Source organism: Pseudoalteromonas prydzensis (genome assembly GCF_011050055.1).
GTDB classification, from domain to species: domain Bacteria; phylum Pseudomonadota; class Gammaproteobacteria; order Enterobacterales; family Alteromonadaceae; genus Pseudoalteromonas; species Pseudoalteromonas prydzensis_A.
The window spans coordinates 58,400-71,638 of the sequence record NZ_DRGM01000145.1 but is presented as its reverse complement, the minus strand read 5'-3'; the positions used below and the strand labels follow the sequence as shown (position 1 = coordinate 71,638).

The window sequence follows — 13,239 nt, the reverse complement described above, 5'->3', positions numbered from 1 at the left end:
GTCACAGGGATAGATACACCATCTTCAGTGAAGATACGTGTCATACCCACTTTACGACCGACTAGACCTAATGCCATTTTCCTAAAACCTCTCTAATCTTTCGATTAACCCAGGCTGATTTGAACATCAACACCAGCAGCAAGATCTAAACGCATAAGTGCGTCAACAGTCTTGTCAGTTGGTTCTACGATGTCGATCAGACGTTTATGGGTGCGGATCTCGTACTGATCACGCGCGTCTTTATTAACGTGCGGTGATGTAAGTACAGTAAAACGTTCAAAGCGTGTAGGTAGTGGAATTGGACCACGTACTTGGGCGCCAGTGCGTTTCGCAGTTTCCACGATTTCCGCCGTTGATTGGTCAATCAAACGGTGGTCAAAAGCTTTTAGGCGAATACGAATGCGTTGATTTGACATTCTTAAACCTCAATATAAAGAGCATTTAAAAGAGCATAAAAAAACGACCGAAACAATCTTAAAAACATAAGATGCCGGTTGTTGATTTATATCTACGTTGAGTTCCAAATCGGAACTCCTGTTTTATTAGCTTGAAATCCAAGCTTAATGTTCCTTCCAAGTTCCCGAGGGAATTTTGAAAGCCTGCGTATTATAGTGATATTGGTGATAAATGCAACAACTATTTCAAACTACCAGAATGAGGATTATTTATACTGTAAAAAAGGGCTGTCATTGTGTCGTCAATACAGGAAGTTATCTATAGTGATAGAGCGAGATGATCGTGCTCGCTATTAATGATAATGGTCAGTCCAGTTATTACTTGGTATTATCTGCGCTTATTTTGCTTTTTACCCTCTACGTTGGTGAGTTGATGCGTATTTTTAATTATTGTTTGAATTTTGTCTCTAAGGTAATGGATAGCCTGTTCGTTAAAAGCAAGGTGCTGCCTGAAAACCCAATCGAACAATACGGCCTTAATCCGGCATATCCAACCTTTTATATCGTTAAGCTCAATGCTCGCTCAGATTTAGCGGCGCTAGATAAAGTCTGCAAAAAGTTTGGTTTACCTTCACCTATGCAATCACAATTTTTAGGTGGCCAAGAACTAGAGCGCTTTATTGGTTTACAAAATCCACCGCCGCTATTTGGCGATAAAGCCAAACCAACGGATGCGCTTAATCAAGGCAAACAAATTATTGATCAATTACTGGCCAACGGTGAACAAAACGTGCAAGTGCTGCCAGTGACTATTTTATGGGGTCGTAATCCAGGTAAAGAAAAGCCCGGTTTAGGCACGTTGGTGTCGCATTCACTGACCCCTAGCTGGTTTCGTAAGTTTTTTGTATTATTGTTCTCTGGTCGTGACAATTTTATTCGCTTTAGTCAGCCACTTGATTTATCGCTACTGGTTAACGAAAAAGCTGATGTGAATGAACTACCGCATAAACTACTTCGCGTAGCACGGGTACATTTTCGGCGCCAAAAACTAGCGGCGACGGGCCCTAAAATGCCCTCACGCGAGCAGCTGTTTAATTCGTTATTGGCTTCACCAACTATAAAAAAAGCAATTCAAACTGAAGCCAAAGAAAAAAACATCAGCCAGCAACAGGCACGACAAAATGCCTTAAAGCTGCTTGATGAAATAGCAGCGAATTATAGCGACGCGACCATTCGTGTTGCAGAGCGCATACTTACATGGCTGTGGAATAAACTGTATAACGGTATTGATATCAAATACACCGAGCAGCTACATGACTTAACCAATAAAGGTCATGAGATCATCTATATGCCATGCCATCGCTCACACATGGATTATTTGCTACTTACCTACTCTATTTATCATTTAGGCTTAGTGCCGCCACATATTGCCGCGGGTATTAACTTAAACTTTTTCCCTGCCGGTGGCATCTTCCGCCGCTCAGGGGCGTTTTTTATTCGCCGCTCATTCGCGGGCAACAAGCTCTATTCGGCCGTGTTTAAAGAATATTTAAGCCAGTTATTTATCAAAGGTTATTCCGTAAAGTTTTACACTGAAGGCGGACGCAGCCGCACCGGGCGTTTATTGCCACCAAAAACCGGTATGTTGGCAATGACCTTACAAGCCATGTTGCGAGGTATTGATCGCCCTATTTCGATTGTGCCTGTGTATATTGGCTATGAGCATGTCATGGAAATCAATACCTACCTGAAAGAACTGGCGGGCGACGATAAAAAAGGCGAGTCTATTTTTGGTATTTTTAAAGCCATTAAAAATTTAAAGAACTACGGTCGTGGTTATTTAAACTTTGGCGATCCGATCTCAATCAACCAATATTTAAATGAGCATCAACCTGATTGGCGTGAGTCTATTCACCCTACTGATGTACAAAAACCGCAGTGGCTTGGGCCGCAAGTGGCGACATTAGCCGATAAAGTGATGGTTAACATTAACAGTGCCGCAGCCCTTAACTCGGTTAACTTACTAGCGATGATATTACTAGTAAACGACAAACAAGCGTTGAGTAAACCTAAATTGTTAGCGCAACTAGATTTTTACTTACACCTGCAACGCAGTGCGAGTTACAGTGAAAAAGTCACCATCCCAGATGAAAACCCAGAACAACTATTGGCGCATGCGTTAAAGCTGAATAAGTTTGAGGTGATCAGTGATGAGTTTGGCGAAATTATTGCCATTAATGATAAAGAAAAAATCCTCTTTAACTATTATCGTAATAATATCCTGCATGTGTTTGCGGTACCAAGCTTACTGGCGCTGCATATATTTAAAAGCCATAAAACCACCATTGCACAGTGCCAAGCTTTGATTAACTGCTTTTACCCGCTATTTGCTAAAGAATGGTTTTTGCACGAACTCGACGAAAACTACATTACCCGTATTTTAGCCAGCTTTGTTGATCAAGATTTAATTGAGATTGATGGTGATAACATCAAAATCACCAACAGTAATGACTGCTTAGCGAAGCTGGAAATTCTCGGTCGGGCGCTTAGTTTAACGCTGCAACGCTATGCGATTGTAACTGGTTTTATTCAAACAAGTTTAGGTATTGAACGCGCAGAACTTGAACGTGAAAGCCAAGTACTGGCTGAGCGCTTAGGGACATTGCACGGTATTAAAACTCCTGAATTTTTTGACAAAAAAGTATTGGTCGGTTTTATTAGCAACTTGCGCGAGCAAGGTTTAATTAGCGAAACCGAGAATGGCCTACAGGGCAGTACAGAACTATGTGAAGTGTATATGCATCTTAAAGCATTACTGCCAGCACGGGTCTGGCAGTCAATTAGTGATATTGTACAAGGGCAATGTAACCAAAAGTAGCTGCAAATCGCCTATCAGCGCTGACGCATTACCCCTTCTTGGATCGTTGAGGCCACTAAGTTGCCTTGACGGTCAAAGAACTGGCCACGCACCAAACCACGCCCCGAACTCGCACTTGGGCTATCAATGGTATATAAAATCCAGTCATCCAAACGAAACGGGCGATGAAACCACATCGCATGGTCAATGGTTGCTACCTGCATATTGGGCTGCATAAACGACACGCCGTGCGGCTGTAATGCGGTTGGTAAAAACTCAAAGTCAGACGCATACGCCAATAAATAGTTATGAATACGTTGATCATCTGGCATCTCGCCATTGGCTTTGAACCAAATATGTTTAACCGGCTCCATTACCTCTGGCTTAAATGGGTTATGAAAGGTGACCGGACGCATTTCAATCGGCATTTCGCGAATAAACTTATTGCGGATCACCTCTGGTATATGGGATGCGTGCTCTTGATAAAACTCCAATGATGAGCGCAACTCCTCAGGAGCAGGTACATCAGGCATAGTGGCTTGATGCGACAAGCCTTGTTCTGCGCCTTGGAATGATGCCGTCATATAAAAAATAGGTTTGCCATATTGAATCGCACTAACACGGCGAGTACTAAAGCTCTTACCATCCCGAATGGTTTCAACATCGTACACTATTGGCTTGGCAGCATCACCAGGGCGTAAGAAATAAGAATGCAGAGAGTGTACAATACGCCCCTCTGGCAAGGTTTCTTTGGCCGCAGACAACGCTTGGCCCATGACTTGACCACCAAATACCGCGCGAAACCCCAAATCTTGGCTTTGCCCGCGATACAAGCCCTGCTCTATTTCTTCTAACGTTAATAACGACAATAAATCATCTAAAACTTGGCTCATAGTTGCTCCTCAATCCCATTTAGATTTTAATGATACTATAGACAAGTATGATGTAAATATTTCAAGGAGCCTAGTTATGGCGTATTGGTTATTTAAAACTGAACCCGATGCATTTTCAATCGACGATTTAAAAAGCGCCCCTGCACAAACCACTGCATGGGAAGGTGTGCGCAACTACCAAGCTCGTAATTTTATGCGTGATGGCGTAAAGCTCGGCGATTTAGTGATGATTTACCATTCTAGCTGTAAACAGGTCGGCGTTGCAGGTATCGCAATAGTGACTACTGAAGCCTACCCAGATCCTTGCCAATTTCATTTAAGCAGTGATTATTACGACCCTAAATCGACCAGTGAGAAACCGAGATGGGTGGTGGTTGATGTGACCTATCAGCAGCATTTAAATAAATTAGTCAGCCTAAAAGCGATTAAAGAAAACGACGCCATCACCGAAATAGCCCTTAAAAAAGGTGGTCGATTATCGGTAATGCCAGTGACTAAAGCGGATTGGCAAGCAATTATAAAAATGGCCGAGTAACAACAATAGATTGCTGCTAATACATCACGTTTTCCTTCTTTTTCCAAATTTGCTAAAATAGTTGGCTTGTTTTAGTTAGGGGGTTAGATGAAATTACTATATTGGTTAGATGAGTGGTTAACTCTAGCTCAAGATGAACAGCAAGCCAGGTTACCTATCTCTGGAGGGGATTTACTTGGCGATGTGTTTGTTAAGTATCACTTTATTGATATTAATAAGCCTTTATTGTTCACCTTTTCCCCTGCCGGTACCAATTACCAACAGCACGATCTCAACGATGATTTTAGCCCTTGGGGGTTTCAGCTAGCGCAAAAACAACAGGTTAATGTTATTTCTTTTCAACATTTAGGAATAAGTAATTGGTTTAGACACCGTAATTTACTGTTTTTCCTCGAGCAACTCGCTCCCTTGCTAACCCCCTTTCCCGAGCGATTAGGCTACGGCTTAAGCCGAGGTGGCTTTGCTGTGGGTGCATTTGCTAACTTACTAAAGCTAGATAAGGTACTGTTATTTCATCCTGTTAGTACCAAAAATAAAGCACTTGCTCCTTGGGATGACCGCTCAAGTACCGATATAGCCCAACAATTCGATTGGGAACAAGATTACCACGATCTCGATTTAGGCAATGCTAAAGGCTATATAATTTACGACCCGACCAATCGTATTGATCGTGGCCATGCTAAGCGCTATTCGCAACTAACCCATTTACGGGTATTTGGTATGGGCCACAGCACGCATGCCACTTACTTAAATAAATTTGGCTTTTATAAACAAGTTGCCGTTGATTTTATTGCTCATCAGCAAATTGATATTGCGCAATTTCGCCTACAAACCAAAACCCTGCGCTTTAAAGAAGATTATTACAGAAGACTCAACAAGGCGAATATCAAATCGGCACACCGGCAAGCCTTATTAAGCAAAGCGCACAACATTCTTATTGATGAAAAAGCAGCGCATGTGCAAGAGCATCAAGCAAAAATTGATATTCAACCACTGATTGATGTTGCCCTAAAACATCAAGATGAGCACCCTAATGATGCCATTCAGCTGCTCGAAGTTGCCCAGCAACTAGCCCCTGATGATGCTTTAGTAGAGCACAAGCTAAAACAATTAAAGTGAGGCTAGCAGCTGAAAATAAAAAACCGTGCTGATTAAATCAAACACGGTTGGCAAATTTATATGTAAGCTGGCCGCTTAGCTCTACTTTTTTTTGGTCTTTTTCTTTTTGTGACCATGCTTAGGGATGATGGCAAAGTACATAACCAGTGCAAGCCATGAGAAGAGGATGATGCCAATTAACCAACCATTTTTTTCATGCCCTTGAGTGCGCTTACTATTGAGCACAATTACCACTGGTAAAATATAAGCACTCAAGAGTAGAATTAAAAACGCCACTTCCCCCATTACTTAGCAAGCCCCTGCCAATCTACTTCGTTGCTTAATACACGGTCAACAGCGATGTAATGTAATATATCGCCGCTATTAACTGGGTAATTAAGTGGTGGGTTTAAATCCATATTTTGCGCACTTAGGTTGTGCGCAACACCGAGTAAAATAGCATCGTGATCGTGTTTAAAATGATGAAATAATTTACCAAACTCCATTTCAGCCAAATCAGCGGGGATCACTAAACTAAACTGAGTATCACCATGTAAGGTAGATAAAAGCTCTTCTTGTACGCGACTAGAACCAGGATCTTGCATTGAACGCACTAAAATTTCAGCTGATTTAGCGCTTGAACATTCCACGTTATGGCAGTGCTCTAGCAGCATTTCAACTTTACTTTCATCATTAAAATGCGCACTAATATGGCAGTCATCGTTTACTAATTTGCTGATCCTCAGTGCGGTAGTAAAAGTTTGGTCGTCATCTTGACCATCAATAATAATTTTATCGGCTTGTCTAATCGCCACACGAGCAAGCTCTTCACAGTCGGTAAAACTCGTTAAGCGCACAAAATCAACATGCGCGTTAGCTAAGAATGGGTGTTCCATTTGCTCTGTAACCGCCAGCAAAATTCGGCGTTCCATACGTTTTTGGTCAGCCAAGATATAATCAATCATTTTTTTAGTGCGGATTTGATGCCAGCCAAAAATAATAATGTGATTGTTGAAATGCGAAAAATTTTTATCACCTGTCATAGCGCGCCTAATTAAATAAGTAACTGTTTGCCCTGTTTTACCTAACAGAACACCAAATAAAGCTAACCCAAATGGAATTTGCAGTATCGCCACAATCCATCGCCCCAAGTCTGTGCTAGCACTAAAATCACCATAGCCTACCGTTGAAGTCGTTACTATATAGTAGTAAACGAAGGTACTAACGGGGCTTAATACTGTTTCACCGGCCAAGCCTAAAAGCAACCAAATCAAAAACATATGTAATAGTGTTGCAATAGCAACAGCTTGCCAGCTGACCTGATCAATATGGTTTCTGACTAATAAAAATAATCGTTTAAATATAAAAGGCATGCCCACACTTGGTTATTCAGCTATCAATTATCCGATAAGTTACTGTAATGCTGAAATGATGGCAATGGTTGTATAACGCTTATAAGGACTAAGATTATTATCTAGACTGCTTTTTTAAAGCAGAACAGTGTAAGCTATACTTGAATTATTAATTATATAGTCGAGTGTGTTATGTCTGGTGTATTAGCTTCTGTTGATCAACGAACTCAACTCGTTGGTGAAAATCGCTTAGAATTATTACTGTTTTATTTACACAGCCGACACCTATTTGCCCTTAACGTGTTTAAGGTAAAAGAGGTGGTTAAACTGCCTCACTTAAATATTATTCCTCACGCACACCCGAAAATTTCTGGTGTTGCTAACATTCGTGGCGAATCTATTCCGGTTATTGATTTGCGCCAAGCTATTTGTATGCCTGCGGCCAAACACATTGAAGACAGTAATCTGGTTATCACTGAATATAATCGTACGGTACAAGGTTTTTTAATTGGCAAGGTTGATCAAATCGTCAATATGACTTGGTCCGATATTATGCCACCACCGACTTCTGTAGGTAAAAACCATTACCTTACAGCGCTCACTAAAATTCAACGTGATGGCCAAGAGCAATTGGTCGAGATCATCGATGTAGAAAAAGTACTCGCTGAAATTGTTGAATATGAAGTACAAATTTCTGATGAAATACTTGATAAAAGCATTGTTAACGAATTTGTGGGCCGCAAAATTTTGCATGCTGATGATTCACCTACAGCACGCAAGCAAGTAAGCGATACACTTACCCAATTAGGCATTGAGATTATTCCTGCCAGCAATGGCCTTGAAGCACTGAATATGCTTAAAGCCTGGGCCGATAAAGGCATGGATGTAGAAAAAGAGTTGCTGATGGTGATCACCGATGCTGAAATGCCAGCGATGGATGGTTATCGGTTAACTTATGAGATCCGCAACGATAAACGCTTAAAGAACCTGCATGTGGTACTTAACACCTCACTCAGTGGTAGCTTTAACCAAGCCATGGTTGAAAAGGTTGGCTGCAATGCGTTTTTATCTAAATTTCAGCCTGATTTACTGGTCGAAGAAGTACAAACACGTTTAAAAGCGGTGCTTGAACAACAAAAATAGCACCAATGTTTAAATTAACGCTTTTGATACGCGATATAACATTAAAACGACCAGCGCATTTGCCAATTAAGTACATTCGTGATTAATTGGCAAACACACACATAATAAAAATACACCATTATGCTCAATAAAATTGCCAAGCCATTTACTAAACTAGTCGAACGTTATCTACCCGATCCGTTTATCTTTGTAATTTTACTCACCTTACTGACTTTTATAATTGCAACACTAGTTACGCCTTCAACCCCGCAACAAGTAATAAATGCATGGGGCAGTGGCTTCTGGAATTTGCTCAGCTTTGCCATGCAAATGCTATTAGTGCTACTGACCGGCTATATGTTGGCAAGCACACCGATTATAAGCCGATTACTCACTTTGCTGGCAACACTTGCCAATACTGCGCCAAAAGCGATTTTATTAGTCACCTTAGTGTCATTACTCGCCAGTTGGATCAACTGGGGTTTTGGTTTAGTGATTGGTGCTTTGTTTGCCAAAGCAATTGCGCGTCAGACACCGGTTGATTATCGCCTACTGGTTGCCAGTGCCTATTCTGGTTTTATTGTTTGGCATGGCGGTTTAGCTGGCTCAATTCCATTAACCATTGCTACTCCAGGGCATTTTGCTGAGCAAAGTATGGGCGTGATAAACACCAGCGCCACCTTGTTCTCAGGTTTTAATATCGCTATTGTGGTGGGCTTATTTATTATTATGCCGCTAGTTAATCGCTATATGTTACCCAGCGCCGAAGACAGTATCTATGTAGATAAAAACCTATTAGCAGAACCTACACCTAAGGCCAATAATGTTACCCGCCCTGCCGATAACATTGAGCACAGCAAATTATTAGGACTGGGCATTGGTATGCTTGGGCTAGTTTATTTAGCTAATTATTTTATCTTTAGTGGTGGCTCACTTAATTTAAATAGTGTGATTGCGCTATTTTTATTTTCAGCCATTTTACTGCATCAAACGCCGTACAATTTACTCAATAGCTTGCAACAGGCAGTACCCAGCGGCGCAGGGATTATTATTCAGTTTCCGTTTTATGCAGGGATCATGGCCATTATGGTCGATACCGGATTAGCACAACAAATTTCGCAAGGCTTTATCGCAATCGCCAGCGCAGAATCATTGCCGTTTTGGAGCTTTTTAAGTGCGGGGTTAGTCAATATATTTGTGCCATCAGGCGGCGGTCAGTGGGCGGTACAAGCGCCTATCGTAATACCCGCAGCACAGGCTTTAGGTGCCGACATGCCCCGCGTAGCAATGGCGGTAGCGTGGGGTGATGCCTGGACTAATCTTATTCAGCCATTCTGGGCTTTACCGGTACTGGCCATTGCCGGCCTAAAAGCCAAAGACATTATGGGCTTTTGTTTAGTGCAATTAATTATAACCGGCGTGTTTATATCCTTGGTATTGAGTTTTTATTAGCTGCAAGCATTATGCAAAGGCGTGCAATATATGCACGCCTGATATGTATTAATGAGTTTATTAACTCGATAGAATTTTCATCGGCAGGCTTAAAATCGGGTTTTCTGAATCAGCAAAATGCATCATCACCGCGACGTGCCCTGCAACAACGAGTGCATACATTACCGCTGAAAAACCTTGCCCGTATTTATCTAATGGCAGTAAATGTGAATAATGGCGGCCACGCCATTCAAAACCGATTTCCAGCGCACCAATAAATAAGAAGAATACTAATAACATTAAGCCGAAGGTGTAACTTAGCCACAGCCCAAACAATACACCAAGTAAACAAACGCTTAAACCAAGCCATGAACGCATTGAAAAGCTAATACTTTTTAAAACATGGCCGCCATCTAGCGGTAAAATAGGCAATAAATTAAATAAGTTAAGTAACGCGCTGAGCACCGCGACCCCGGCAAAAATTTCCATTTCTGTGGCGTAATAAAGCACGACACCCAATACTGAGGTGATCAAACCAAACGCGGGCCCCATTAACGAGATCACTACGTCTTGCCAACGGGTGGTGATTTTATCATCAGACACAGCCAAGCCACCAACAAACGGAATTAAGTAAAACCCTTTGGTTTTAATACCAAAATATTGCATAGCACGCACATGGCCATATTCGTGCACCACTAAACAAGCAATTAGCATTAAAGCAAACTCAAAGGTAAATAACCACGCATAGCCTGCCACTGAGGCGCCAGCTAACGCCACTTTAACGACTTTGGCACTTTTAAAAACCTTAAAACCTAAAGCAAATAATCCGAGTAACCCTTGCTTTGGTTTGGTTTTTTCAATTGGCGGTAAGGTGAGTTGTTGCACAAATTCATTATTAATATGCAGTGATAAACTCTGTTCAACTACGGCACTGGTGTCTAAGCCAATTACTTGATCGTCTAGCTTAAATTCAAAATAGTTTTCGCGCGGGTTATCAAACCCAATCGCTTGTTGTTGCTGAAAAATTTTTACAATTTGTTGCCCAGCAAGTACTAAACTAAATTGTTGATCAGCGAGGGTCAGCTGTATTTGCATGATGTCACGTTAAACCTTAAAAATTATGTCATCAGTATACCAATTTTTTTAACGAGGTTATGGAATATATTTCCACTGATAAAGCTGACACTTTGCCGATTATCTACTACTTTAAACTATCAGTAAGTTTTATTTCAGGGAATGAAAATGACAAAATCAGCACGCAATATTCTGGTCGTTGATGATTCAAAAGCGATTTTAGTCGTGATGCAAGCTATCTTAAATGAGCTTGATGTAGCCAATGTCACAATCTGTTTAGACGCCGCAGAAGCGCTCAATAAAGTAAAAGCAAATCCACATTTCTTTGATGCAGTTTTCACTGATCTTAATATGCCCAATATGGATGGTATGGAGCTAATTCGCCACCTTGGGACAATCCAATATCCCGGCGCCATTGTTATTATTTCAGAAATGAATTCGAAAATAATTGATTTGGCCGCTGATTTAGCAAGAAAAAACAACGTACATTTAATTGGCAATATTGCCAAGCCAGTGCAACTTAACCAAGTTTATACGCTACTGAAGAAATTAGAGTATTTAGCATGTCACACCGAAAAAACCAGCGAACCGATTTCTGAAGCACAGCTGCTGCATGCAATCAGTCATAACGAGATAACGCCCTATTACCAACCAAAAGTGAACCGTATTAACAATAAAGTGGCCAGTATTGAAGTTTTAGCTCGGATTGTGACTGCCAAGCACAGCGTTATTATTTTACCAGAGCGATTTATTAGTGTTGCCGAAGATTTAGATTTGATTAACTTGGTCACCTTTCAATTGTTTGAGAAAGCCACTGGGGATTTTTCAGAAATAAAAGCCCGCTTGGGATATGAGCTTAAGCTCGCTTTTAATTTATCGCCATGTCAGCTTGAAGATTTAAGTTGCCCAGATAAACTGGCATTAATTTTACAACTCAATCAGCTTACCCCGAGTGAAATTATATTAGAGATCACCGAACAACATGCGTTATCCAGTTCGGCTCAATTAGAAACGTTAAACCGTTTAAGAATGCGCGGTTTTGGTATTTCTCTTGATGATTTTGGCACCGGCTTTACCAATATACAGCAACTAAAAACCTTGCCTTTTACTGAGGTGAAGATAGACAGTACCCTGATCAGCAATATTGAAAGTGACTTATTTTCTCAGGTTATTGTTAGTAGCTTAGTGCATATTGCTATTCAAGATGACCTAGCGATTGTGGCTGAAGGTATTGAGCGTGTTGAAGAACTGGAATATTTAGATCGCTTTAAAGAGCATATATTAATGCAGGGTTTTTTGATCAGTCGCCCGAAGGGCAAAACAGAATTTATTCGCTGGGCGCAATCATGGCTACATATGGTGTCATTAAATAGCCATAGCCGACGTTAATGCTTACTTTTGGGGGAGGTTTTTTCAGCATTCAACTCATCACTTAGTAATGTATTACTATTTGCTAAGCGCTGACGCCAGCGCTGCTTCGCAACTGCTTGCATATTAGCTGATTGATCACGCTCATCAACAATTTCAAAGCCCATTAACGCTTCGATCATATCTTCAAGCGTGACTATGCCCTGCACATCACCATACTCATCTATCACTAAGCATATATGCGTGCGCTCAGCTAACAAGGTATGTAATAACGTGGGTACGTACAAGGTCTCTGGTACAGTGTAAATAGGTTTAATCAACTTGCTAATTTTATAGTCTTTACCCAATCGATGAAAAGCCAACATAATATCGTTTTTATGCACAAAACCGATAATGTCGTCACCATTTTTGTCATACACCAACACCCGAGAGAAAGCCGCTGAACCATGTTCAGCTAAATATTGATCAACGGTTAAGTCTTTATGGACTTTAAATAATACCGTGCGTGGCGTAACTAAAGAATCTAACTTAGCATGGCGGAAATGCAATAAGCTGCGGATGATTTCAGACTCTTCCTGATGCAGCGCCCCTGACTGTGAGCCCATATCGGCCATCGCTTCAATTTCTTGGCGAATGTAATAAGCTTCATTGTAATTACGGCCCAATATACCAGTGAGTTTTTCAGCAAGCCATACAAAAGGTTTTAGTGCGATGACTAAATACCTTAATGCTTGGGTCACTATAGGTGCAAGCGTTCGCCAATGCTTTGCGCCCAGAGTTTTTGGAATAATTTCCGACAACACTAATACTAATAAAGTCATTATCGCCGAAGCAATTCCCACCGCGGCATCTGAAAACACCACCGCAGCTTGCGCGCCTACACCGGCAGCACCGGCGGTATGAGCAACCGTATTTAACGTTAAAATAGCCGCTAACGGCTGATCAATATTGGTTTTTAATTGCTCAAACCGCTTTGCTAGTTTAGGCTTTTTCTTACGCAATACGGCCACATAACTTGGCGTAATGCTCAACAGCACAGCTTCCATAATAGAGCATAAAAAAGAAATCGTGATCGCTACGACCATGTAAACGATTAATAATGTCACTGTCACCC

The 13,239-nt window shown here is 41.2% G+C and carries 12 protein-coding genes and 1 pseudogene; 6 read left to right on the top strand and 7 right to left on the bottom strand.

Going from position 1 to position 13,239, the window contains the following annotated elements:
- Both rplC and rpsJ read right to left on the bottom strand, forming a co-directional pair.
- Positions 1-77, bottom strand: a pseudogene (gene rplC / locus ENH88_RS14230) (50S ribosomal protein L3); the annotation flags it as partial.
- 27 nt (positions 78-104) lie between these two features.
- Positions 105-416 carry a 30S ribosomal protein S10 gene (gene rpsJ, locus ENH88_RS14225; protein WP_002957900.1) on the bottom strand — a complete coding sequence of 104 codons (312 nt, stop codon included), beginning with the start codon at positions 414-416 and terminating at the stop codon, positions 105-107.
- Positions 417-828: 412 nt separating this feature from the next.
- Between rpsJ and plsB the strand changes: the two genes are divergently transcribed.
- Complete coding sequence (gene plsB, locus ENH88_RS14220) at positions 829-3,273, top strand: glycerol-3-phosphate 1-O-acyltransferase PlsB (RefSeq protein WP_304183124.1); 2,445 nt, start codon at positions 829-831, stop codon at positions 3,271-3,273.
- Between the two features lie 14 nt (positions 3,274-3,287).
- On the opposite strand, the gene tesB is transcribed toward plsB, so the two are convergent.
- Complete coding sequence (tesB, locus tag ENH88_RS14215; protein WP_304183079.1) at positions 3,288-4,145, bottom strand: acyl-CoA thioesterase II; 858 nt, start codon at positions 4,143-4,145, stop codon at positions 3,288-3,290.
- A 76-nt stretch (positions 4,146-4,221) separates the two neighbouring features.
- Here tesB and ENH88_RS14210 point away from each other — a divergent pair, with 76 nt between their 5' ends.
- Both ENH88_RS14210 and ENH88_RS14205 read left to right on the top strand, forming a co-directional pair.
- Positions 4,222-4,680, top strand: coding sequence for an EVE domain-containing protein (locus ENH88_RS14210; protein WP_304183076.1), 459 nt, complete (start codon positions 4,222-4,224; stop codon positions 4,678-4,680).
- A gap of 87 nt (positions 4,681-4,767) precedes the next feature.
- Positions 4,768-5,799: a cytosolic protein gene (locus ENH88_RS14205; RefSeq protein ID WP_304183073.1), complete on the top strand. Its 1,032-nt coding sequence runs from the start codon at positions 4,768-4,770 to the stop codon at positions 5,797-5,799.
- 81 nt (positions 5,800-5,880) lie between these two features.
- Here ENH88_RS14205 and ENH88_RS14200 read toward each other — a convergent pair whose 3' ends face one another.
- Both ENH88_RS14200 and ENH88_RS14195 read right to left on the bottom strand, forming a co-directional pair.
- The gene (locus ENH88_RS14200; protein ID WP_304183071.1) at positions 5,881-6,084 is read right to left on the bottom strand and encodes a hypothetical protein; all 204 of its coding nucleotides are present in this window, start codon (positions 6,082-6,084) and stop codon (positions 5,881-5,883) included.
- Positions 6,084-7,151: a potassium channel family protein gene (locus tag ENH88_RS14195; protein WP_304183068.1), complete on the bottom strand. Its 1,068-nt coding sequence runs from the start codon at positions 7,149-7,151 to the stop codon at positions 6,084-6,086. The genes ENH88_RS14200 and ENH88_RS14195 overlap by 1 nt, the downstream gene beginning before the upstream one ends.
- A 171-nt stretch (positions 7,152-7,322) precedes the next feature.
- On the opposite strand from ENH88_RS14195, the gene ENH88_RS14190 reads away from it, so the two are divergent.
- Both ENH88_RS14190 and ENH88_RS14185 read left to right on the top strand, forming a co-directional pair.
- On the top strand, positions 7,323-8,273 hold the full coding sequence (locus ENH88_RS14190) for a chemotaxis protein CheV (RefSeq protein ID WP_304183067.1): 951 nt from the start codon (positions 7,323-7,325) through the stop codon (positions 8,271-8,273).
- 120 nt (positions 8,274-8,393) lie between these two features.
- Positions 8,394-9,704 carry a short-chain fatty acid transporter gene (locus ENH88_RS14185; RefSeq protein WP_304183065.1) on the top strand — a complete coding sequence of 437 codons (1,311 nt, stop codon included), beginning with the start codon at positions 8,394-8,396 and terminating at the stop codon, positions 9,702-9,704.
- Positions 9,705-9,764: 60 nt separating this feature from the next.
- Here ENH88_RS14185 and ENH88_RS14180 read toward each other — a convergent pair whose 3' ends face one another.
- Positions 9,765-10,781: a metalloprotease gene (locus tag ENH88_RS14180; protein ID WP_304183123.1), complete on the bottom strand. Its 1,017-nt coding sequence runs from the start codon at positions 10,779-10,781 to the stop codon at positions 9,765-9,767.
- Between the two features lie 144 nt (positions 10,782-10,925).
- Here ENH88_RS14180 and ENH88_RS14175 point away from each other — a divergent pair, with 144 nt between their 5' ends.
- Positions 10,926-12,146: an EAL domain-containing response regulator gene (locus ENH88_RS14175; protein ID WP_304183063.1), complete on the top strand. Its 1,221-nt coding sequence runs from the start codon at positions 10,926-10,928 to the stop codon at positions 12,144-12,146.
- Here the strand turns inward: ENH88_RS14175 and ENH88_RS14170 are convergent.
- Positions 12,143-13,231, bottom strand: a complete 1,089-nt coding sequence (locus tag ENH88_RS14170; RefSeq protein WP_304183062.1) for a CNNM domain-containing protein — start codon at positions 13,229-13,231, stop codon at positions 12,143-12,145. The genes ENH88_RS14175 and ENH88_RS14170 overlap by 4 nt on opposite strands.
- Positions 13,232-13,239: the final 8 nt, after the last annotated feature.

Coding starts and splice junctions, on each gene's coding strand:
- ENH88_RS14210 (WP_304183076.1), top strand. CDS start 4,222: ATGGCGTATTGGTTATTTAAAACTGAACCCGATGCATTTTCAATCGAC.
- ENH88_RS14175 (WP_304183063.1), top strand. CDS start 10,926: ATGACAAAATCAGCACGCAATATTCTGGTCGTTGATGATTCAAAAGCG.
- rpsJ (WP_002957900.1), bottom strand. CDS start 416: ATGTCAAATCAACGCATTCGTATTCGCCTAAAAGCTTTTGACCACCGT.
- ENH88_RS14185 (WP_304183065.1), top strand. CDS start 8,394: ATGCTCAATAAAATTGCCAAGCCATTTACTAAACTAGTCGAACGTTAT.
- plsB (WP_304183124.1), top strand. CDS start 829: ATGCGTATTTTTAATTATTGTTTGAATTTTGTCTCTAAGGTAATGGAT.
- tesB (WP_304183079.1), bottom strand. CDS start 4,145: ATGAGCCAAGTTTTAGATGATTTATTGTCGTTATTAACGTTAGAAGAA.
- ENH88_RS14200 (WP_304183071.1), bottom strand. CDS start 6,084: ATGGGGGAAGTGGCGTTTTTAATTCTACTCTTGAGTGCTTATATTTTA.
- ENH88_RS14190 (WP_304183067.1), top strand. CDS start 7,323: ATGTCTGGTGTATTAGCTTCTGTTGATCAACGAACTCAACTCGTTGGT.
- ENH88_RS14205 (WP_304183073.1), top strand. CDS start 4,768: ATGAAATTACTATATTGGTTAGATGAGTGGTTAACTCTAGCTCAAGAT.
- ENH88_RS14195 (WP_304183068.1), bottom strand. CDS start 7,151: ATGCCTTTTATATTTAAACGATTATTTTTATTAGTCAGAAACCATATT.